19 protein-coding genes are annotated in these 21,380 nt (G+C 61.6%); 7 read left to right on the top strand and 12 right to left on the bottom strand.

From position 1 onward, the window contains the following. Positions 1 to 365: 365 nt before the first annotated feature. Positions 366 to 1,055, bottom strand: a complete 690-nt coding sequence (locus tag UB23_RS26960) for an MlaA family lipoprotein (RefSeq protein WP_045062482.1) — start codon at positions 1,053 to 1,055, stop codon at positions 366 to 368. Positions 1,056 to 1,252: 197 nt separating this feature from the next. Between UB23_RS26960 and UB23_RS26955 the strand changes: the two genes are divergently transcribed. Both UB23_RS26955 and UB23_RS26950 read left to right on the top strand, forming a co-directional pair. Next, a complete protein-coding gene (locus UB23_RS26955; RefSeq protein WP_045062479.1) occupies positions 1,253 to 1,873 on the top strand; it encodes a hypothetical protein in 621 nt (206 codons plus the stop codon). 125 nt (positions 1,874 to 1,998) lie between these two features. Next, positions 1,999 to 2,262 carry a DUF4404 family protein gene (locus tag UB23_RS26950; RefSeq protein ID WP_045062476.1) on the top strand — a complete coding sequence of 88 codons (264 nt, stop codon included), beginning with the start codon at positions 1,999 to 2,001 and terminating at the stop codon, positions 2,260 to 2,262. A gap of 100 nt (positions 2,263 to 2,362) precedes the next feature. Here the strand turns inward: UB23_RS26950 and queF are convergent, their stop codons facing one another. Both queF and copI read right to left on the bottom strand, forming a co-directional pair. Continuing rightward, complete coding sequence (queF, locus tag UB23_RS26945; RefSeq protein WP_045062474.1) at positions 2,363 to 3,193, bottom strand: NADPH-dependent 7-cyano-7-deazaguanine reductase QueF; 831 nt, start codon at positions 3,191 to 3,193, stop codon at positions 2,363 to 2,365. A gap of 160 nt (positions 3,194 to 3,353) precedes the next feature. Next, the gene (gene copI, locus UB23_RS26940; protein WP_045062472.1) at positions 3,354 to 3,869 is read right to left on the bottom strand and encodes a copper-resistant cuproprotein CopI; all 516 of its coding nucleotides are present in this window, start codon (positions 3,867 to 3,869) and stop codon (positions 3,354 to 3,356) included. A 155-nt stretch (positions 3,870 to 4,024) separates the two neighbouring features. On the opposite strand from copI, the gene UB23_RS26935 reads away from it, so the two are divergent. Both UB23_RS26935 and UB23_RS26930 read left to right on the top strand, forming a co-directional pair. After that, on the top strand, positions 4,025 to 4,705 hold the full coding sequence (locus tag UB23_RS26935; RefSeq protein WP_045062471.1) for a heavy metal response regulator transcription factor: 681 nt from the start codon (positions 4,025 to 4,027) through the stop codon (positions 4,703 to 4,705). Beyond that, complete coding sequence (locus UB23_RS26930) at positions 4,705 to 6,054, top strand: heavy metal sensor histidine kinase (RefSeq protein ID WP_045062470.1); 1,350 nt, start codon at positions 4,705 to 4,707, stop codon at positions 6,052 to 6,054. The genes UB23_RS26935 and UB23_RS26930 overlap by 1 nt, the downstream gene beginning before the upstream one ends. A 167-nt stretch (positions 6,055 to 6,221) precedes the next feature. On the opposite strand, the gene UB23_RS26925 is transcribed toward UB23_RS26930, so the two are convergent. The 3 genes from UB23_RS26925 to UB23_RS26915 form a co-directional block, all read right to left on the bottom strand. After that, a complete protein-coding gene (locus UB23_RS26925; protein WP_045062469.1) occupies positions 6,222 to 7,466 on the bottom strand; it encodes a lipoprotein-releasing ABC transporter permease subunit in 1,245 nt (414 codons plus the stop codon). A gap of 63 nt (positions 7,467 to 7,529) precedes the next feature. Next, positions 7,530 to 8,213 (bottom strand): lipoprotein-releasing ABC transporter ATP-binding protein LolD, encoded by a 684-nt coding sequence (gene lolD / locus UB23_RS26920; protein ID WP_163019364.1) that lies wholly within the window; start codon positions 8,211 to 8,213, stop codon positions 7,530 to 7,532. Positions 8,214 to 8,220: 7 nt separating this feature from the next. Beyond that, entirely contained in the window at positions 8,221 to 9,471 is a 1,251-nt protein-coding gene (locus UB23_RS26915) for a lipoprotein-releasing ABC transporter permease subunit (protein WP_045062466.1), read from the bottom strand. Positions 9,472 to 9,565: 94 nt separating this feature from the next. On the opposite strand from UB23_RS26915, the gene UB23_RS26910 reads away from it, so the two are divergent. Beyond that, entirely contained in the window at positions 9,566 to 10,147 is a 582-nt protein-coding gene (locus UB23_RS26910) for a PilZ domain-containing protein (protein WP_045062464.1), read from the top strand. A 14-nt stretch (positions 10,148 to 10,161) separates the two neighbouring features. After that, a complete protein-coding gene (locus tag UB23_RS26905) occupies positions 10,162 to 10,884 on the top strand; it encodes a glycerophosphodiester phosphodiesterase (RefSeq protein ID WP_045062462.1) in 723 nt (240 codons plus the stop codon). Between the two features lie 42 nt (positions 10,885 to 10,926). On the opposite strand, the gene sthA is transcribed toward UB23_RS26905, so the two are convergent. Continuing rightward, positions 10,927 to 12,321, bottom strand: coding sequence for a Si-specific NAD(P)(+) transhydrogenase (gene sthA, locus UB23_RS26900; RefSeq protein WP_045062459.1), 1,395 nt, complete (start codon positions 12,319 to 12,321; stop codon positions 10,927 to 10,929). 185 nt (positions 12,322 to 12,506) lie between these two features. Then, positions 12,507 to 13,565 carry an FAD:protein FMN transferase gene (locus UB23_RS26895; RefSeq protein ID WP_082069257.1) on the bottom strand — a complete coding sequence of 353 codons (1,059 nt, stop codon included), beginning with the start codon at positions 13,563 to 13,565 and terminating at the stop codon, positions 12,507 to 12,509. A gap of 196 nt (positions 13,566 to 13,761) precedes the next feature. Here UB23_RS26895 and UB23_RS26890 point away from each other — a divergent pair, with 196 nt between their 5' ends. Next, positions 13,762 to 15,060: an MFS transporter gene (locus UB23_RS26890; RefSeq protein ID WP_045062457.1), complete on the top strand. Its 1,299-nt coding sequence runs from the start codon at positions 13,762 to 13,764 to the stop codon at positions 15,058 to 15,060. Positions 15,061 to 15,073: 13 nt separating this feature from the next. Here UB23_RS26890 and UB23_RS26885 read toward each other — a convergent pair whose 3' ends face one another. The 4 genes from UB23_RS26885 to UB23_RS26870 are packed head-to-tail and all read right to left on the bottom strand — an operon-like array spanning position 15,074 to position 21,121. After that, the gene (locus tag UB23_RS26885; protein WP_225570612.1) at positions 15,074 to 16,483 is read right to left on the bottom strand and encodes an efflux transporter outer membrane subunit; all 1,410 of its coding nucleotides are present in this window, start codon (positions 16,481 to 16,483) and stop codon (positions 15,074 to 15,076) included. Between the two features lie 39 nt (positions 16,484 to 16,522). Beyond that, on the bottom strand, positions 16,523 to 18,673 hold the full coding sequence (locus tag UB23_RS26880) for a glycosyltransferase family 2 protein (RefSeq protein ID WP_045062452.1): 2,151 nt from the start codon (positions 18,671 to 18,673) through the stop codon (positions 16,523 to 16,525). A 1-nt stretch (position 18,674) separates the two neighbouring features. Further along, on the bottom strand, positions 18,675 to 19,919 hold the full coding sequence (locus UB23_RS26875) for a hypothetical protein (protein ID WP_045062449.1): 1,245 nt from the start codon (positions 19,917 to 19,919) through the stop codon (positions 18,675 to 18,677). Continuing rightward, complete coding sequence (locus UB23_RS26870; RefSeq protein ID WP_045062446.1) at positions 19,916 to 21,121, bottom strand: hypothetical protein; 1,206 nt, start codon at positions 21,119 to 21,121, stop codon at positions 19,916 to 19,918. The genes UB23_RS26875 and UB23_RS26870 overlap by 4 nt, the downstream gene beginning before the upstream one ends. Positions 21,122 to 21,380 lie beyond the last annotated feature (259 nt).

The raw sequence follows: 21,380 nt of genomic DNA, 5'->3' as shown, positions 1-21,380 counted from the left end.
CGCCAGAATTAGGTTGGCGTAGCAGGCGGGGTTTAGACCCGGCTCTCGCTACTGGATTCGCTTTCTAGCCTCTCTGACGCGCCGGTTTCGGGCTTTTGCCCTACGCACACGTCACACCAGAGGTGCCCTCTAAGGCGCAGACGGTACTCCCATCCGCTGGGCGTTTCAAGCTCGTGGCGAAGGTCACTTGAGGACTTTACCTGGCAAATGACCAGTAGTTATAAGAACCGGTAAAACCGTAACTCAATGTTAGGTAGCACTCAGTGCGCAAAACGCCTGCTCAGCCCCATAAAACCTGGAGTTTGCGTGATCCGGACAATGAAAAAGGCGGCACAATGGCCGCCTTTCTTTATGCCTGGTCGAAATCAGAAATCGTCTTCGACCTGACCATCCTTGACCTTGAATTCACGATTCTGCAGGTAGGCGTTACGGATGAACACGTACTTGTCGCCGTTGATCAGCTTCTCGGCCGACAGCAGGCTGGCGCGGGCATCGACCACATCCAGAGCCATGAACGAGTTACGCACGGCTACGTCGTCGACGTAGCGATAGGCGCCGACGTAGGAGTCCGGGTACTTGGCCGGTGCATCGCGCAAGGTGCTCGGGCCGAGCAACGGCAGCATCACGTACGGACCACTCGGGACACCCCAGTAACCCAGGGTCTGGCCGAAGTCTTCATCGTTACGTTGAAGGCCCATGCGGGTACCGACGTCAATGAAGCCCAGCAGGCCAAACGTGGTGTTGAAGATCAGGCGCGCAGTATCAACGCCCGCTGCAGCCGGCTTGGCCTGCAGCACATTGTTGGCGAGATTGCGCACGTCACCGATGTTGCGGAAGAAGTTGTGAATGCCGTCTTCGACAAACTGCGGCGTCACGTACTGATAACCCTGGGCCAATGGCTTCAGCGCATAGGTGTCGAGTACGTCGTTGAATTTGTAGATTGGGCGGTTGACGCTTTCCCAAGGGTCTTCTTCCGTGGCTGCCTGGGCAACGAAAGGCACCAGCAACACGCTGGAACACACACACAGCTGAGCTAGAAGGTTGCTCCAGCGCATAGAAAAACTCCTTGGATTGTACTGACGCGGGCTCTGGACCCAAGCGTTGAGCTGGCTAGTATAAGACGGAAAGGCCGTTTTAGGCAGTATCGCCGTGAGCCAGCGCGCAAGTCTAGCTGGCCTACGGTCGATAACAGCAGTGTCACTCAACTGTCACCCGCGTCCAATAGCCTCGGTACTATTTCAAGGATGCCGAAATGCCGCATGCCGAAGCCTTGCCCCTCGCCGCGCCCCGCCTGACCGCCGTGTTGTTTGGCCTCAGTGGCTGCCTGGTGGATTTCGGCGCGCGCACCCGCCAACACGCCGACCATCAAGGGGAGCATGCCGAAGTCACGCCTGGCGCCCTGGACAGTCTGCACAGCTTGCAGCGACAGCAAATCCCCTGTGCCTGGCTCGATGAACTGCCCCCTGCCCTTAGCCACTCCCTGGCGCTCGCGCTGCCGGAATGGATCAAACCTTCGACACAATTTGCAACAAATAATCCATGGCCGTCCCCCCATGCCTGCTGGGAAGCCTTGATGGCCCTCAACGTTGCTCAACTGGATGGCTGCGTGCTGGTGAGCGGTGAGCCGCGGCTGCTGCAATCAGGCCTGAACGCCGGTTTGTGGACCATTGGCCTGGCCTCCTGCGGATCGCTGTGCGGGCTGGCGCCGAATGAATGGCAAGCGTTGAGCGCACAGCAGCGCGAGCTCAAACGCGGCAAGGCCACCGTGCAACTGTTCGGCCTGGGCGTGCATTCGGTGATCGACCACTTGGGCGAACTCGACACTTGCCTGGCGGACATCAGCCTGCGCCGACTCAAGGGCGAAAAGCCCTGATTGCCGCCTCGCCACGATCAACGCATGCAGGTTGCCCGCGAGTGGATTAATCTAAAGGCAAGCCATAGACCTTTGGCGCGCTGCTGCGGTCTATGCCAGTGCCTATCGATAAAAGGAAGAACGTCATGCCTGCCCGCGAACTGCAAGAACAGCTCAATACTCTGCGCGAGCAACTGGAACAGAATCCGCCACTGACGGAAGTGGAGCGTGAAGACCTGCACGTACTGATGCAGCAGATCGAACTTGAGCTTGAGCTTGAGACCAAAACCCAGGATTCAAGCTTGTCCGATAATGTGAACCTGGCGGTCGAGCGCTTCGAAATCGAGCACCCGACCCTTGCTGGTACCTTGCGCAACATCGTGCAGGCGCTGGGCAATATGGGTATCTGAATTCGCCAGATGCAAAAAAGCCCCGCCAGTGATGGCGGGGCTTTTTATTGTGCGCAGTTTGCAATGCATTCCCTGTGGGACCGGGCTCCCCATTCGTTCTTTATTGGCGGACCAGGCGGTGGTTCGGCAGTTGCACGGCTTCGGTACTGCGATACGGGTTGATATCCAGACCGCCACGGCGCACATACCGCGCATACACGGTCAGCTTCTCGGGTTTGAGCAACCGCTGCAGGTCGAGGAATATCCGCTCCACACACTGCTCATGGAAGTCCGAATGCTGGCGGAAGCTGACGATATACTCCAGCAGGCTCGCGTGATCCAGCGCCGCACCACGGTATTCGACTGCCACACTGCCCCAATCCGGCTGGCTGGTGACCGGGCAATTGGATTTGAGCAGATGGCTGTGGACGCTCTCCTCGACGATACGCGAATCATCGCAACGCAGCAGTTCCGGACGCGGGTGTTCGTAGTTGCTGACACTGATATCGAGGTCGTCGATGCACACCCCCGGCAATGCGACGACGCCTTCGGCCTCCACCTCTTTCAGGCTGCGGATGCGCACGCCCACCGGTTTGCCGGCGGCAGCCGACAAGTCTTTGGCCAGGGTTGCCTCGAGGCTTGCCGTGTCAGCGAATGGCGTCTGGTTCAGCGAGTTGAGGTACAGCTTGAACGACTTCGACTCGATGATATTCGGCGAGTCCGCCGGAATGCTGAATTCGCCGATCGCCACCACGGGCTTGCCGGACGGCAGCAACCACGACAGCTCAAAGCAGTTCCAGAAGTCCACACCCGTGTACGGCAGGGTTTGCGCCGTCAGGCCGAGCTCGGCCCATTTTGCGGTGCGCGGGATCGGGAACAGCAGGGACGGCGTGTAGGTGGCGATGTATTCGCTGGATTTACCCAGCGGCGAGTGTTCGGCTGCGGGATGCATGGCGGAAACCTGACTGAAGAATCAGGGGATTCTATCAGTGTTCAGTGGTTTTGTTGGGGGTTGGGGATTGGGAATTCGGGGTTGGGTGGTTTTGGAAAGATCGCAGCCTCGTTGCACTCGACAGCTCCTACACAGCTCCTACACAGCTCCTGCGCAGCGCCTAAGGGGCTTCGATGGTTAGTTTGCCGACCATGCCGGCCTGGTAGTGGCCGGGGATGTTGCAGGCGAATTCCAGGCTGGTGGGTTTGGTGAAGGTCCAGGTCAGCTCGGCGGTTTTGCCAGGCTCGACCAACACGCTGTTGGGGTCATCGTGCTTCATGCCATGCCCCATGGCAGCGTGATCCATGGCCTTCATGCCGGTCGGTGTCAGCATGCCGCTTTGCTGCATCTGCAGCATGGCCTGTTGATGCTGGGCATGCATGGCTGCGTCGCCGAGGTTGAACTCGTGCAGCAACTGGCCTTTATTGACCAGGACGAAGCGGACGGTCTCCCCCGCCTTGATCTTGATGGCCCGGGGATCGAACGACATGTCACCCATGACCACTTCGATGCTGCGGGTCGCATTGGCTGCCGGGGCCGGCTGACCAAAATCGACGGATTGCGCCGGCGATGCCCACGCCGGAGCGCTCAGCGCCAGCAGGCATGCGGTCAACAGCAGGGATTTGCGCAAAAACATGGGTCTTCTCCAACAAGATAAGGTTCAGCCTGTAGAAAACTCTAAACTGACACGACTGCCCGTAACCTGACAGGCAGATTACAACTTTGTCAGGTTGGCCTGCACTCGCGCGGCCCACGGTATAAAGCCTTCGTTCCATTGACCCCGAGCTCTCCATGAAACTGTTGATCGTCGAAGACCAAGCGAAAACCGGCCAATACCTGCGCCAGGGCCTGACCGAGGCCGGGTTCAATACCGAGTTGGTGGCCGAAGGCAGCACTGGTCAACAGCTGGCACTGAGCGGCGAATACGCCTTGTTGATTCTTGATGTGATGCTGCCCGGGCGCGATGGCTGGCAAATTCTGCAAGCCGTGCGCGGCGCAGGTCTCGACACGCCGGTGCTGTTTCTCACCGCCCGTGACGCCGTAGAGGACCGGGTTTATGGCCTGGAGCTGGGGGCCGACGATTACCTGGTCAAGCCCTTCGCCTTCTCCGAATTACTGGCGCGGGTGCGCAGCCTGTTACGCCGTGGCAGCGCCCCGCCCCAGGACACCAGCTTGCAACTGGCGGACCTGCGCCTGGACCTGATCCGGCGCCGGGTTGAACGCAGTGGGCAGCGCATCGACCTCACCGCCAAGGAGTTTGCCTTGCTGGAAATGCTGTTGCGCCGTCAGGGCGAGGTGTTGCCCAAGTCGCTGATCGCTTCACAGGTGTGGGACATGAATTTCGACAGCGACACCAATGTTATCGAAGTGGCGATCCGCCGGTTGCGCCTGAAGATTGACGATGACTTCCCCAACAAGCTGATCCACACCGTGCGCGGCATGGGTTACGTCCTCGAAGAGCGTTCTGCCTGATGCCTCGACTGTCCTTGAGCAGCCGCCTGGCGCTGCTGTTCGCTGCCTGTACGGCGGTGGTGTCACTGATCGCCGGCGTGCTGTTCAGCCGTGCCAGCGAGGCGCATTTCATCGAGTTGGACCAACAGTTGCTGGACGGCAAATTGATTGGTTTGCGTCGGGCGCTGCACGACATTCAATCGAGCGACAGCCAGGCCAGGCTAGCCGATGAGTTGAGCCGCCAGGCCGACCTGGCACTGCGCATCACCGGGGCTGACGGCCGGCGCTGGTACGACAGCTCGGCGCAACTGCCGGAACAACTTCCACTGACCGCGGGCTTGTCCACCACCAGCCACGTAGGCACCGACTATCGAGTGCTGAGCGCCCCGCTCTATCCGGGCCAACCCGACTCGCCGCAGTTGACCCTGCTGCTCGACATCACCCATCACCAGCACTTCCTGCAGCGCATGCAGCGCCTGATCTGGCTGACCGTCGGCCTCTCGGCGCTGGCCACCGCACTGCTTGGAGCCTGGGCGGCGCGCAGTGGCTTGCGGCCGCTGCGGCGCATGAGTGAAGTGGCGCGCGGGGTGTCGGCCCAGTCGCTGAACGCCCGATTGCCCGAAGAGCAGATGCCACCCGAACTTGCGCAAATGGCCCATCACTTCAACGCCATGCTGGAACGTCTCGACGACTCATTCCAGCGACTGTCGGCTTTCTCCGCCGACATCGCCCATGAGCTGCGCACGCCGCTGTCAAACCTGCTGACCCACACTCAGGTCACCCTCACGCGCCCGCGACCGCTGGAGGATTACCGCGAGGCGCTGCACAGCAACCTTGAAGAGCTGCAATGGATGGCGCAGCTGGTCAACGACATGCTGTACCTGGCCAAGGCCGATCACGGGTTGTTGATGCCCACCCGCGAACCGCTCGACCTTGGACAGGAAGTGGATGTGCTGCTGGAGTTTTTCGCTCCCCTGGCGGAAGACGCCCGGGTGACATTGAGCCGTGAAGGCACTGCCAGTATGGAGGGTGATCGCAACATGCTGCGCCGCGCGCTCTCCAATCTGCTGGACAATGCCTTGCGGTTTACCCCGGCGGAGGGTGAGGTGCGCGTGCGGATCAGCCAGCAGCCCAAGGTGTTGGGACTGGTGGTCGAGAACACGGGCGAAGGGATTGCCGCCGAGCTGCTGCCGCGCTTGTTCGACCGATTCTACCGGGCGGACCCTGCGCGCCAGGAAGGCAGCAGTGAACATGCGGGGCTGGGGTTGGCGATTACCCAGTCGATCATCAAGGCCCATGGCGGGCAGATTCGGTGTGAATCGGGGGATGGCTGGACGCGGTTTTCGATTGAGCTGCCAAAAAGAGTTTGACCCCCGCCCCGGTAGGAGCTGCCGAAGGCTGCGATCTTTTGATCCTGTTTTTTAAGAGCAAGATCAAAAGATCGCAGCCTGCGGCAGCTCCTACGAGGGAGCGGCGGAAGAGCAAGATCAAAGGATCGCAGCCTTCGGCAGCTCCTACGGGGGAGCGGCGTCAGGACTTACGAATAACGTAGAGCATGCGCCGGCTCGATCTTCGCCGCTCGCCACGCAGGGTACACCGTGGCCAAAAAGCTCAACACGAACCCCGCCGAGCAGATCAACAGCACATCACCAGCCTGCAGTTCCGAAGGCAGGTTGCTGACGAAGTACACATCCGAACTGAAGATGTGCTGCCCGCTCACCCGCTCTACCCAACCCACCAGCTCGCTGACGTTCAGCGCTGCAATCACGCCCAGCACCCCGCCAATCAAGGTCCCGACGATCCCGATCACCGTGCCCTGCACCATGAAGATCGCCATGATCTGTCGTGGCGTGGCGCCGATGGTGCGCAGGATCGCGATGTCCGCGCCCTTGTCGTTCACGACCATGATCAGGGTGGCAATGATGTTGAAGGCGGCAACGGCGACGATCATCAGCAACAGCAGGCCGATCATGGTCTTTTCCATCTTCATCGCACTGAACAGGCTGCCCTGGGTGTGGGTCCAGTCATCCGCCCGGTAGGCGCTGCCGAGACTGCCGGCAATATCGCTGGAGACCTTCGGCGCCGCGTACAAGTCCTTCACCGCCAGGCGCACGCTCTGCACCTGGTTCGGCTGCCAGTGCTGCATCTGCGCGGCATCGGCCACATGGATCAGCGCCATCGAGCCGTCCAGCTCGGCGCCAACCTTGAACACGCCCACCACGTTCAGGCGCTGCATGCGCGGCGTGATGCCGCCCGGTGCCGTGCTCACTTCCGGCACGATCAGGGTGATCTTGTCGCCCACATTCAAGCGGAAACGCCGGGCCGTGATTTCACCGACCACCACGCCGAACTCACCTGGCTTGAGCGCATCCAGGCGCCCCTGGACGATATGCTTGGCGACGATCGACACCTGGCCTTCGAGCGCCGGGTCGACGCCGCTGACCTGGATCGGCTGCATCGTGCCCTTGTAGGACAGCATGCCTTCCATCTCGGTGAACGGCACGGCGGCGGTCACTTCGGGGTTTTTCATCGCAGCGGCGGCCACCGGCTGCCAGTCGTCGATCGGGTTGACACCGACGATGGTCGCGTGCGGCACCATGCCGAGGATGCGCGAGCTCATCTCACGCTGGAAGCCGTTCATCACCGACAGCACCACGATCATGGCGAGCACGCCCAGGGCGAGACCGATCATCGAGGTCATCGAGATGAAGGACACGAAGCGATTGCGACGCTTGGCGCGGGTGTAGCGCGCGCCGATGAAGATCGATAACGGTCTGAACATTCGCTGGGGCACCGTATAAAAATAAATGACCCGAGGTCGTTGCAGACCTCGGGTTTCGACCAGTCAGATAGGCGTCAGGCGGCCTTCCTGCAGATGCAGGACGCGATCCATCTGGCGGGCCAGGTTCATGTCGTGAGTCACCACCAGGAACGCGGTGCGCATCGAAGTGCTGAGTTCCAGCATCAAGTCCTGGATGCCCTGGGCGGTGTGGGAGTCGAGGTTGCCGGTGGGCTCGTCGAGCATCACCAGGCCAGGCTTGTTCACCAGGGCGCGAGCGATGGCCACACGCTGGCGTTCGCCACCGGACAGTTCGGCCGGCTTGTGCTCCAGGCGATGGCCCAGCCCTACCCGCTCCAGCAACGCCGTGGCACGCTGGCGCGCCTCGGGGATCGCAGTCTTGCCGATCAGCAGCGGCATGCAGACGTTTTCCAGCGCGGTGAATTCCGGCAGCAAGTGGTGGAACTGGTAGACAAAACCCAGCGACCGATTGCGCAACAGGCCGCGATTCTTCTCGCTCAGGGCCGACAGCTCTTCACCGTCGAGCCACACGCTGCCCTGGGTCGGCGTATCGAGGCCGCCCAACAGGTTGAGCAAGGTACTCTTGCCCGAACCCGAGGTGCCGACGATGGCGACACGCTCACCTGGGTGCAACTCCAGTTGCAGCCCCGCCAGGACCTCGACCGATTCCGGACCTTCCTCGTAGGACTTGCCCAGGTTGCGGCAGCTCAGGATTGCTTTTTCACTCATGCCCAATTCACTCATAACGTAGCGCCTCCGCAGGCTGGGTGCGCGCGGCACGCCAGGCTGGATACAGGGTGGCGAGGAAACTCAGGATCAACGCGGCGGCACAGACCATCACCACGTCCTGGCTCTGCACTTGCGACGGCAGGTAATCGATGAAGTACACATCGGCGTTCAGGAACTTGTGGCCGATCAGGCCTTCGAGGGCCGAGATCGCTGCGCTGACGTTCAGCGCGGCGAAAATCCCGACCACGGCGCCGATCAGCGTACCGAACACCCCGATCACCGTGCCCTGCACCATGAAGATCGCCATGATGGTGCGTGGCGTCGCGCCCAGGGTGCGCAGGATCGCGATATCGCCCTTCTTGTCGTTCACCACCATCACCAGGGTGGAGATGATGTTGAACGCGGCCACGGCCACAATCAGCAGCAACAGCAGACCGATCATGGCTTTTTCCATGCGAATCGCCTGGTACAGGTTGCCGTGGGTACGGGTCCAGTCACGCGCATAGTAACGGTCTTCGCCAAGTTGCTGGGCGATGTTCCACGCGGTACGCGGCGCCTGGAACAGGTCGTCGAACTTGAGGCGGATGCCCTGCACCTGATCCGGCTTCCAGCGATGCAGTTTCGCCAGGTCCTGGAGGTTGGTGACGCCCAGGTAACCGTCGATCTCACCGGCGCCGACATGGAAAATGCCGACCACGGTAAAGCGCTTCATGCGCGGGAACATCCCGGCCGGGGTCACGGTGACTTCCGGCGCGACGAAGGTCAGCTTGTCGCCGATGGCGGCACCCAGCTTGGCGGCGGCCTTGTCACCGATGACGATGCCGAAACTGCCGGGCGCCAGGTCGTCGAGTTTGCCCTGCAGCATGAACTTGTCGATGATCGACACCTGGCGCTCCAGCGCCGGGTCGATGGCATTGAGCAGCACCTTGGACACCTTGCCGTTGTTGGTCAGCAACCCCTGCATCTGGGTAAACGGCGCTACCGCCGTCACCTGCGGGTTCTGCTTGACCTTGGCCGCCAGGCTTGGCCAGTCGCTGATCGGTTCACCGGACTCGATGGTCGCGTGGGGCACCATGCCCAGCACGCGGGTGCGCATCTCATGATCGAAGCCGTTCATGACCGACAGCACCACGATCATCACGACCACGCCCAAGGCGAGCCCGATCATGGAAGTCAGGGAAATGAACGACACAAAATGATTGCGACGCTTTGCACGGGTATAACGCGTGCCAATAAATACGAAGAGAGGTCTGAACATGTCGGGGCTTGTTCGGAGGGAAAAGGAACGTCCTTGTGGCGGGGGTCGATACCCAGCTTTACACTCAGACCACCGCCGCTACCATGGGTTCGCCATGTCGACATTAGATGAAGAAGATCGCCGCGAATACTACCGTATCGAGGACACGATCGCACTGGAAATTCGGCCTTTGTCCGCTGTCGAAGCCGCGGGCCAGGAAGTGTTGCAGGATGCTTCTCCACTGTTCAATTTGCTCAGCGAATTGCACCTGAGCGAATTCGAATCGCAACACCTGTTGCGCCAGATCAGTGAGCGCGACCGCAACCTTGCGGCATTCTTGAAATCCCAGAACAAACGCATCGACCTGCTGAGCCAGGTGATCGCCATTACCGTGCTGGGGCAGATTGGCGAGCCGCAACCGGTGATCATCTCCGAAGGGGGCGTCGACTTTCAGTACCCCACGCCGATTGCCGCCGGGGCGCGCCTGTCGATCAAGCTGGTGTTGATGCCGCAAGCCCTTGGCCTGTTGCTGCGCGCCCGGGTCACCCATTGCGATCCCAAGGGCGATGGCTACGACATCGGCACCGAGTTTGAACACCCCACCGATGCCCAGCGCCAATTGCTCGCCCGCTACATTTTGCAGAAGCAGGCCCAGGAACGTCGCCTGGCCCGCGAACAAAACGACTCAGGCCTCTAAATTAAGGAAGAACCGTGACCCTCATCTACGGCCATCGCGGCGCCAAGGGCGAAGCACCGGAAAACACCCTGATCAGCTTTCAGCAATGCCTCAAGCACGGCGTGCGCCGTTGCGAACTGGACTTGCACCTGTCCAAGGACAACGAGCTGATGGTCATTCATGACCCGACTCTCAAGCGCACCACCGAACGGCGCGGCAAGGTCGTCGAACATACGGCGGCGGAGCTTAAGACCTACGACGCGCGCAAAGGCGGCCCGGGCTGGATCAAACCGTGCCCGATCCCGACCCTGGAAGAGCTGTTCGAAAAATGCGATTTCGAGCATTGGCAGCTGGAAGTCAAAAGCGCTTCGCGCACCCGCGCCGCCACCACCGTGCTGGCGATTCGCGAAATGGCCCAGCGTTTCGGCATGCTCGACAAAGTCACCATCACCTCGAGTTCACGTGAAGTGTTGAAGGCTGCACTGGATCTGGTGCCGGACGTGTCCCGCGGGCTGGTAGCCGAGTACGCCTGGCTCGACCCGTTGAAGGTCGCGCAAAGCTATGGCTGTGAGTTTCTCGCGCTGAACTGGACCCTGTGCACGCCGGAACGCCTGGAGAAGGCGCAGCGCCAGGGGCTGCATGTGTCGGTATGGACAGTCAACGAGCCCGCGCTAATGCGCAGGCTCGCCGACTTCGGCGTTGACAGCCTGATTACAGACTTTCCCGGTTTGGCCAGCGCCACGCTCGAGAATTGCTGAAATCGGTCTCCCCGGCCGGCTCAGGCCACCGGCCGGAGCCGCTCAAAAAAGCCGGTTGAGGCCATCGTAGGCCGCTACCCGATAGGCTTCGGCCATGGTCGGGTAGTTGAACGTGGTGTTGACGAAGTACTTCAGCGTGTTCAGATCGCCCGGCTGGTTCATGATCGCCTGGCCGATGTGCACGATCTCCGACGCCTGATAACCGAAGCAGTGAACGCCCAGCACTTCCAGGGTCTCGCGGTGGAACAGGATCTTCAGCATGCCTTGCGGCTCGCCGGCAATCTGCGCGCGCGCCATGCTCTTGAAGAACGCCTTGCCCACTTCGTACGGCACCTTGGCCTGGGTCAACTCCTGCTCGTTCTTGCCGATCGAGCTGATCTCCGGAATCGTGTAGATGCCGGTTGGCACGTCATTGACGAAGCGCCAGCTGTGGTTGTCGACGATGCTGCCAGCGGCCGAACGGCCCTGGTCATGAGCGGCACTGGCCAGGCTCGGCCAACCAATCACGTCACCGGCGCCGTAGATGTTCGGCTTGCAGGTGCGGTAAGCCTCGTCCACTTCGATCTGGCCACGGCTGTTGACCTTCACGCCAATGTTTTCCAGACCCAGCTGATCGGTGTTGCCGGTACGGCCATTACACCAGAGCAAGGCGTCGGCCTTGATCTTCTTGCCGGACTTGAGGTGCAGGATCACGCCATTGTCCACGCCTTCGACGCGGTCATAGTCTTCGTTGTGGCGCACGGTGATGTTGTTGTTGCTGAAGTGGTAGCTCAGGGCCTGGGAGATTTCCGAGTCCAGGAAGCTCAGCAACTGGCCGCGGTTGTCCACCAGTTCAACCAGTACACCCAGGCCACTGAAGATCGAGGCGTACTCGCAACCGATCACGCCGGCGCCATAAACGATGAGTTTGCGCGGGGTGTGGCCGAGGCTCAGGATGGTGTCGCTATCGTAGATACGCGGGTGGTGGAAATCGATATCCGCCGGGCGATAAGGACGCGAGCCGGTGGCGATGATGATGTGCTTGGCCACCAGTTTCTCGACCACGCCGTTGGCGCAGACGACTTCGATGGTTTGCTCGTCGGCGAAGCTGCCGGTGCCGAAGAACACGTCGACGCGGTTACGGGCGTAGTAGCCGGTGCGCGAAGCGACTTGCTTGGAGATGACTTTCTCGGCGCTTTTGAGCACGTCCGGGAACGAGAACCAGCGCGGCTCACCAATGGCCCGGAACATCGGGTTGGTGTTGAACTGCATGATCTGCCGCACCGAGTGACGCAAGGCCTTGGACGGGATGGTGCCCAGGTGGGTGCAGTTACCGCCGACCTGGCGACGGCTATCGACCATCGCCACCTTGCGTCCTGCTTTGGCGGCGTTCATTGCCGCGCCTTCTCCTGCCGGGCCGGAACCCAGCACCACCACGTCGTAGTTGTAGACAGCCATGCGTACTCCTCAGAACAGGCCGCGGCGCCCTCGGCACCTGCGGCTAAATCACGCCATCTGCGGCGTGAAGGAACAATTTGGGGCCAGTGCAGAACCCGGACACAGTCTATAGAAGCGTCAACGCCGGGCACATTAACCCTTGGTCGCGTCGTAGGCTAGTTTTGCCTGCACTACAACGCCAGCGTTCATTGCTTTTTTTGGGTAGCCGCGCCACTGAGCCGCTCGAAAGCCTGATTGGTTCTTGTGACGAAACCGGTATCGGTTCGAATCACAAAAAAAGCGCCAATAGCGTATTTCTCCGCGTAGTCCCAGCCGCGTTCCGGCCCGAGAATCAGCAACAGCGTCGATAAGCCATCGGCCATCAGCGCCGAAGGATGGATCACCGTGACTGCCGCCAGGGCGTGGGAAACCGGCGCCCCGGTGCGCGCATCGAAGGTGTGGGAATAGCGCCGGCCATCCTGCTGGAAGTAATGACGGTAGTCGCCCGAGGTGGACACCGCGTAGTGATCGACCGCGATGATTTTCTCCGCGACCTGGCGGTCATCCCGGGGCTCCTCCAGGGCGATGCGCCACGGGCTGGCGTCGAGTTTGCGGCCGGCCGCCTTGAGTTCACCGGTGGCTTCGGCGAGGTAATCGTGGATGCCCATGGCCTCGAGCCGGGCAGCGATGGTGTCGACCGCGTAACCGGCGGCGATGCTGTTGAAATCGACTTCCACTGCAGCGTCCTTGCACAGCTGTTCGCCTTCGATGCGCAAATGCTGGTAACCCACTCGCTGACGCACCTGGGTCAGTGCTTCGGCGCTCGGGACGACTTCCTGGCGCGATTGCGGACCAAATCCCCAGAGGTTGAGCAGCGGCTCGACCGTCAGGTCGTAGGCGCCTTCGCTCTGCTGTGACAGCTGCTGGCCGACCCGGACCAGTTCGAGGACAGGCGCGGGCATGTCCTGACAGTGGTCGGCAGGCAGATGGTTGAAGCGCTCGATGTCGGAGTCGCTGCGGTAGGTCGACATTTGCCGGTCGATGCGGTCGAGGATTGTTTCCACCTGCGCCTGCACCTCAGCGGGTGCGGGCAGGCCGGCGCGGTGCACATACTTGATTGAATAGGAGCTGCCCATGGTGGCCCCCCCGAAGCTTTCCATGGAGTCACCGTTGCCGCAGCCGGACACAACCACGGCCAGCACCACAAGCCCACCCCACCGTCCAGTTAACAAATCTTCATCTCCCCGCAAAACCGCGCCGGCCATTATGGACCTCAGAGCGCAGAGGAGCGAGGGCTGCCGGCGCCCGTCAGGCAAACGCAAAACCTGCGGGAGCGAGGCTGCTCGCGACAGGGGTGCGTCAGCCAACAGCCATGCGGATTGACCCCACGCCATCGCGAGCAGGCCCGCGCCCACAGGTGCCGTGTTTTCAAACAAGATTTACCAGCGTGAGTACCTACACATGTCTACCCCCACGAGCAAAGGCAAAGCGATCTTTCGCGTTGTCAGCGGCAACTTCCTCGAAATGTTTGACTTCATGGTCTACGGCTTCTACGCCACTGCCATTGCCAAAACCTTCTTCCCCGCCGACAGCGCGTTCGCGTCCCTGATGCTGTCGCTGGCGACCTTCGGCGCCGGCTTCCTGATGCGGCCGCTGGGGGCAATCTTTCTCGGCGCCTACATCGACCGTCACGGGCGCCGCAAAGGCCTGATCATTACCCTGGTGATGATGGCTGCCGGCACCGTATTGATAGCCTGCGTCCCGGGATACGCCACCCTGGGTGTCGCGGCACCGCTGCTCGTGCTGTTCGGCCGCCTGCTGCAAGGTTTCTCGGCGGGCGTCGAGCTTGGCGGAGTGTCGGTGTACCTGGCCGAGATCTCCACTGCGGGCCGCAAAGGCTTTTTTGTCAGCTGGCAGTCCGCCAGCCAGCAAGCGGCGGTGGTCTTCGCCGGTTTGCTGGGCGTGGCCTTGAACCACTGGCTCAGCCCGCAGGAAATGGGCGAATGGGGCTGGCGCGTGCCGTTCCTGGTCGGCTGTTTGATTGTGCCGGTAATCTTCGTGATTCGTCGTTCACTGGAAGAAACACCGGAGTTCCAGGCACGCAAACATCGCCCGACCTTGCGCGAGGTGGTCCGCTCGATCGGGCAGAACTTCGGCATCGTCATCGCCGGCATGGCCCTGGTGGTCATGACCACCGTGTCGTTCTACCTGATCACCGCCTACACGCCGACCTTCGGCAAGGCCGAACTGCACTTGTCCGACCTGGATGCCTTGCTGGTGACGGTGTGCATCGGCCTGTCGAATTTCTTCTGGTTACCGGTCATGGGCGCATTTTCCGACAAGGTCGGGCGCAAACCCCTGCTGCTGGCGGCGACGCTTCTGGCGATTCTCACCGCCTACCCTGCCCTGTCCTGGCTGGTGGCCAATCCGAGCTTCAGTCACTTGCTGATCGTCGAGTTGTGGCTGTCGTTCCTGTACGGCTCGTACAACGGTGCCATGGTCGTGGCGCTGACCGAGATCATGCCGGTGGAAGTGCGCACCACCGGTTTTTCCCTGGCCTACAGCCTGGCGACCGCTACCTTCGGCGGGTTTACTCCGGCAGCCTGTACCTATTTGATTCATGTGCTGGATAACAAGGCCGCACCGGGGATCTGGCTGACGGGCGCAGCGGTACTGGGGTTGATTGCGACCCTGGTGTTGTTCCGCGGCAATCGCCATGAGTTGCGCACGGCGCAGGCATCTGTGGTCGGCGGCGCCTGATCGATCGCCATCATCACCGCCCTGCCACCTTCAAGGAGCCACCCCAGCCCCCACCCAACGCCTTGTACAAGGTCACTTGGTTAATCTCCCGGGCCAACTCCAGCTGGGCCCACTTCTGCTGCGCGTCAAACAGCGAACGCTGTGCATCCATGGTTGAAAAATAGCTGTCCAGCCCAGCCTCAAAGCGCAGGCGGGACTGGCGGTAAGCCTCCTGATAATCCCCCACCAGTTTCTTCTGGAACTGCACCTGGGTCAGCATCTCCTGACGCGCATTCAAGGCATCGGCCGCTTCCCGAAAAGCGTTCTGCACCGTGGCCTCGTACGCCGCCGTTTGCCCGTCAAACCGTGCATGGCTGGCGTCCACTTGCGCACGACGGGCACCCCCATCGATCAATGGCAACGACCCCGCCAGCGCCACGGTCCAGAACTCCGCCGGGCCGGTGAGCAGGCGCGAGAAGTCCCCGGTCAGGCTGCCCAGGGCCGAGGTCAGGGAAAAGGTCGGGAAGTAAGCGCTCCGAGCGGCACCAATGTCGGCATTGGCAGCGCGCAGCTGGGCCTCGGCCGACATGATATCGGGGCGTCGCTCGACCAATGACGCCGGCAAACCGGCCGGCACGTCCAGCGTGGCCAACTGCTCACCGAGCACGCCCGTGGGCAGCAAACCCGGCGGCACCGGCTGCCCCACCAGCACCCGCAGCGCATTGCTGTTCTGCGCCACTTGCATCCGGTAAGTATTGACCTGCACGGCCGCCGTGTTGGTCTGCGCATCGGCCTGGTGCACGTCGATCCGGGCGCTGGAACCCAGGTTGAAACTCTTGCGCAACAACTGCCCATAGCGGTCCTGGGACTGATAAGTATTCTGCGCCAGGTCAAGCAGATGCTGATTGGCCTTGAGCGTCAACCAGGTGCTGGCCACTTCGCCGATCAGCGCCAGGCGTGCGGCCTGGTAATCGCCCTCAGACGCTTCGAACCGGGCACCGGCTGCATTGCGCTGGCTGCGAATGCGACCGAACAGGTCCAGCTCGTAGGACGTGAAACCACCGGTGGCCTGGAAGGTGTTGGCAATACTGCCGGCACTGTCGCCGCCATTGGGCGTGCGCACCAGCGGCGGCAACTTGCTGCGTCCGGCATAGGTGTCTATGCCGATGGTAGGAAACAGCCCGGACTGCGCACTGGCATAACCCGCCCGCGCCTCTTCGACACTGGCCGCGAACTGGCGCAGGCTGCGGTTGTTGGCCAGCGCCAGGTCGATCAGCTGGCGCAGGCGGTCATCGACCACAAAGCCGCGCCAGTCCTTGTCGAACGCCTGCTTGCCCGCGCAGCATTCGCCGGCCGTGTTGGCCGGCCATTGCTGGTCGATCGGTGCATCGGGTTTCTCGTAGGTCGGCTCCAGCGAACAACCACCCAGCAGAAGCAATGACATAAAACATGAGGTCGATAAGCAACTGTTCATGGCGCGCACCTAAAATCGTTGGCCGAGCAGAGCTCGCAAGGGTGAAAGCAGCAAAGACCAAAGGCCTGACCGACTGACGCTGACATGCGGCAACGGCTGTCTACGCGAACGCACACTGACCGGCCGCCAGCGACGTAGCGGGGTGTAGGGCGACGCCCTGGCCGGCGCAGGCAAACGCGGCGCCGCTGATTTTTCGCCAAGCAATGCACGCCGTAACAAGGTGCCGAACGCCAGCCCCGGCTCCGCCTTGCTGACGACATTGATCGTTGCATCGCTGAACAACCGCGCGATCAACCGTCGCCGCAGCGCTTCATCAAGCTCGGCAAACCTCAGGCCCAGTTGATTGTCTCCGTGGTTGCGCATGACCTCGACATCGAGCCAACCCAGTTTGTCGACCCACATCTGCCCGCACAGCCCCGGCTTGATCGACGAGGCGAACGCGCACTCGAACGACGCGCCGCTGAGGGAGATATCCACCAGGCGCCCGGCGAGCACCTTGCCGCCAAACCGAAACCCCGTGGGCTTGTTGAACGGAAAACGCTCTTCACCGTGCAAGCGCGGACGATCCACACAGGCGACCAGCGTTGCCAGGTTGTAGACCAGCGCGACCACAGTCCAACACAGGTTGAACAGCATGTTGCCGTCGAACGAGGCGGCAGTGCTGATCGCGATATAGGCGCCAATCTGCGAGAACAGCGTCAAGGCAAAAAAGAACCCGAACAGCTTCCAGTGCACCATGGTTTTCGTGCGATCCAGGCCTTTGGCGGTCACTTTGAACGGGCGTCCGAAAGGCCGGATCATCGCGCTGGCGATGGTGGCGGTGACGGCCAGGGAAGCAACGATCTGCGTGACCTCAGTGAAAATCGGCAAGGTGCGCCGGTCCGTGACCCAGGTGCCGTAGCCCCAGAACGCGATCAGCGCCGGCATGCCAAACGCGAGGAAATCCATCGGCGTGGCGTAGAAACCGGCGATGCCGAAGTACCAGTACAACACCGGCGACACCAGCATCATCAGGATGAAGGGTTTGGAAAACCAGTGCATCAGCCCATGGATGTAGTGCAGGCGGTCGTTGAGCGTATAGCCGCTGCCGCGCAACGGTCCATCCTTGAGCAGCGCCACCTGGATGGTGCCCAGGCACCAGCGCCCGCGTTGATTGATGTACTCGGTCAGGCCTTCGGCCGACAAGCCGATCGACAGGCGCTCATTCAACCAGCGGGTGACATAGCCTTTCTGCAGCAGCCGGTAGGTGGTGTAGATGTCTTCGCAGACCGAGCCTGTAGGAAAACCGCCCATCTCGTTGATCAAATCGCGCCGCACCACGAAGGACGTACCGACGCAAAATGCCGCATCCCAGCCATCCTTCGCCGGCTGAAACACGTCGAAGAACACCCTTTGCTCATCGACCCAGCACGCCGAAGTGCCCAGGTTGTGCTGGATCGGGTCGGGGTTGTAGTAGAACTGCGGCGTCTGCACCAGGCCGACTTTCGGGTCGTCGAACAAGCCCAGGGTGCGCAACAGGATCGGCTGCTGCGGCGCGAAATCAGCATCCAGCACCAGTATGTACGGCGCGTTGCTGCCGGCCGCCGACTGGCGCAAGCCATTGTTCAGGTTGCCGGCCTTGGCGTGGGAGTTATCAGGGCGGCGCGCGTACTGCACGCCGACCTCGGCACAGTAATCACGCAACCAGTCCCGGCGCGTATCGTCGAGCACCCAGATGGTGAAATTCGGGTAGTCGATGGCCTGGGCGGCAATAATGGTTTTTTCCAGGATTTCCAGGCCTTCGTTGTACGTGGCGATGAAGATATCGACCGCTGGCGCACTCACGCCCTGGGCGCGCAAGCGTCGCTCGCCCGCGTCCGCGTCCTTGCTGTGATCCGAGCGACAGAGCATGACGACGATGGAAAACAGCGTGTAACCGATCGCCAGCATTTCGAAGAACAAAAAGGTGTAGGCCCAGACCGTGGCAAACCCGGAATGGCCGTCCGGCAAGGTGTCGCGAATCCGCCAGGCCGCGTAGTTGAGCAACAGCAACGCGGTCACGGCGCCGAATCCGGCGCGCGCAGCCCATTGGTCCCGATGAGTCAGGCAGGTGAATAGAATCACCAGCGCCAGGGTCCAGAAGTTGATTTGCATCAGTTGCAACGAGTCCAGTGCCTGCATGTCAGTCAGCCTCTAGCGAACCGGTAAAGGGATTGACGCCGGTGGCCGCAATCGCCGCCCACGCCGTGGCGCCCAGGTGAGGCAGGTGGTAATAGAAAAAATCGTTGGTCACCGAGTCCGGGCCTATGGCCAGCCCGGTACTGATGCGCGGTGCCGGGGTCGCGTACAGCCAGCCATTGCCGGCTTCCTGGGCCAGCAAAACACTCCAAAGCGGCTGCGCCTTGTCACTCAGGCCGTTTAACTGCGCGACCGCAGCGGCTTGCGCGGTGCCTTCGGTCCACAAACCATCGGGATCGCGATTGAAGCCGTAGCCGTCACCGGCCCGGTGCGCGCGATCGACAAAAGCGAACACCCGACGCCAATCCCCGGGCGGGTCGTGCAAGGCAATCAGTGGCCAGATTTGCGCATCCAGCCCGGAGCGCACCCGGTCCGACGTCTGGCCATCCGCACCGGTGCCGATCAGGAAGCGCCCTTCCGTGGCGTCCCACTGGCTGGCGACAAACTGCCGGGCGATCTGCGCCTGCCGCGCCGTGCCCTGATCCGGAGCCAGCGCATTGAGTGCCGACCACGCAGCCGCCAGGTCGACGTTATGCTCGGTGGACTTCCAGTTCTGCTGGATCTGCTGATTGAAGTACCCGTAGTAGCCCCCACTGAAGCCGGCCGGTGCCTGGGCGTCGTAGGTTTTGTCCTGCGACCAGCGCAGGACTTTTCTTGCCGCTTCCAGGTAGGCGCCCTCGCCGCTTTGGCGAAAAGCCTCAAGCAACGCCAGCGCCGCCCAGGCCTGGTTCCCGGTCGCACTGCTGACTTGATAGGCGTCCTGGTTCCAGGCGTTGCGTTCGGTGCTCCAGTAGCCGGGCAGCTTCATCGGCGGCGCACCCACCGGGCCAGCAGCGTAGGCGTTGCGCAAACGGCCATCGTGATATTCGGGATCGTGGTTCGTTGCAAAGACCAGAGCATCGGCGATGCGTCGCGCCGACCCGGCCTTGCCGCAGGCGAACAAGGCAATGCTCGCCAGGGCGTTATCGTAAGTGAACGCCACCCCGCGCAACGCCAGGATCGGCGCCGGCTGACCATTTAGCGCCGGGTAACTGGCCACCAGCACAGGACCCGCCGGCTGCGTCGCCACCGCGCGATCGAGTGCGGCGCAGGTCATTGTCGCCAGTTGAGGCCTGGCGGCTGCCGCCAATGAGGACGCGCCAGAGCCCATGAGTATCACACTGACCACCCCGCGCAAGAGGCCGTTCATGGTCGTGACACTTCGGCACTGGCCCATAGCCCGGGGTTGCAGGTCATGGCGCGCTGGCTATCGGTGAGGTCGGCGGCAAAGGTACCGACCACATACACCGAGTTCTGCTCGGCGTAGGGGAACGGCACGCTGTAGGAGTTGGCGCGAATGTCCGAAGCGCTGGATAACAACTGCACCACGCTGGCCTTGAGCGGCTCGGCAAGGCCGCGGATTTTCACGGTCAACACACTGTCACGATCGATCTTGCTTGCCATGCGCTCCGGGAACACCGCAATCACATAGCTCTGCCCGCAATCGGTGGCGCGCAGCAAAGTCGAACCGGCCTGCACCAGCGTGCCTTGGGGCGCCAGGAGCTCCTGGACAGTACCCGGCGAATAGGCCACGACATCGTACCCGGCCATCAGCTTGACCCGGCTCTGCTCGGCATCGATCAAACGGTTGAGGTTGTCGAGCTCCTGTTGATAGGTCGCCCGATTGCGCGCCTGATTTTCCAGGCTGAGCTTGAGCGTGGTCATCTGCGCCGTCAGGTCGAACATGCGCAGTTGATCCGGGTCGAGGTACACCTGCTTGTTGGCCGCACTGACGTCGCCGTCGTTGATCCGCAACTGCGAGCGAACGGACTCGGCCGCACCTTGCAAGGACGCCAGCTGCGCTTTCGACGAGGCCACCACCGCGCCACTCACCGCCCCTTGCACGAACAACTCCAGGTTGCGCTCGACCGTTTCCTGGGCGTCCATCAACCGCGCACTGGCGGCACTGTTTTCGGCCCGCAGCGCCCTTTGGGTGAAGAGTTGCCGGGTATGAAAAGCGGTCTGGTACTGCTGGCTGGTTTTTTCCAGTGCCTCGTAATACTGCTGATCATGTTCGGCCTGGCTGGCCGAGGAAGATATCTGCTGTTCCAGAGTGAGGCGGCGCGTTTGCAGGGTCAGCAAGGTTTCCTGATTCGCCCGGGGGTTTTCCACTACGGCGATTTTCTGGCCCTGGGCAAAGGTCGCACCGGGTTTGACGTCCAACGCACTGACCACGCCATCAATGGGCGTGGTGAGCAGGATCACCGGCGCATTCAAAATCGCCCGGGTGGCAGAGGCCGACACCAGAGGCATCAACAGTGTCGACATCAGTAACCAGACGACAAACCCCAGGACTCCCAACCCCACCAGGCGCGGTAACAGCGACAACAACTTCGATCGTTCTTCCGCCATGTTCGACTCTCCCGATAGACCAACCGCGTAAAAGCCAGGCAATAACATGCCGTGACCGCAAAACACTTTCGGCAGGGTGAGCAATACGAAACAGGGCGCTGCACGGCAACTAAGCCGGAACAGTTTTCATTAGATTTATTGTGATGTGAGCAGGAATGAGATCCCTGTCTTTTTGGAGAGTTGTAACGCGACGCTGAAGCAGCAAAACCGACGAAGCCCGAGGCAGAGCGGGCCGTCACAGGCGACACTAGTTTCAGTG

The sequence above is a fragment of the Pseudomonas sp. ES3-33 genome (genome assembly GCF_000952175.1).
Lineage (GTDB): Bacteria > Pseudomonadota > Gammaproteobacteria > Pseudomonadales > Pseudomonadaceae > Aquipseudomonas > Aquipseudomonas gregormendelii.
The sequence above is the reverse complement of the archived record's forward strand: the minus strand, read 5'-3'. Positions and strand labels throughout refer to the sequence as shown.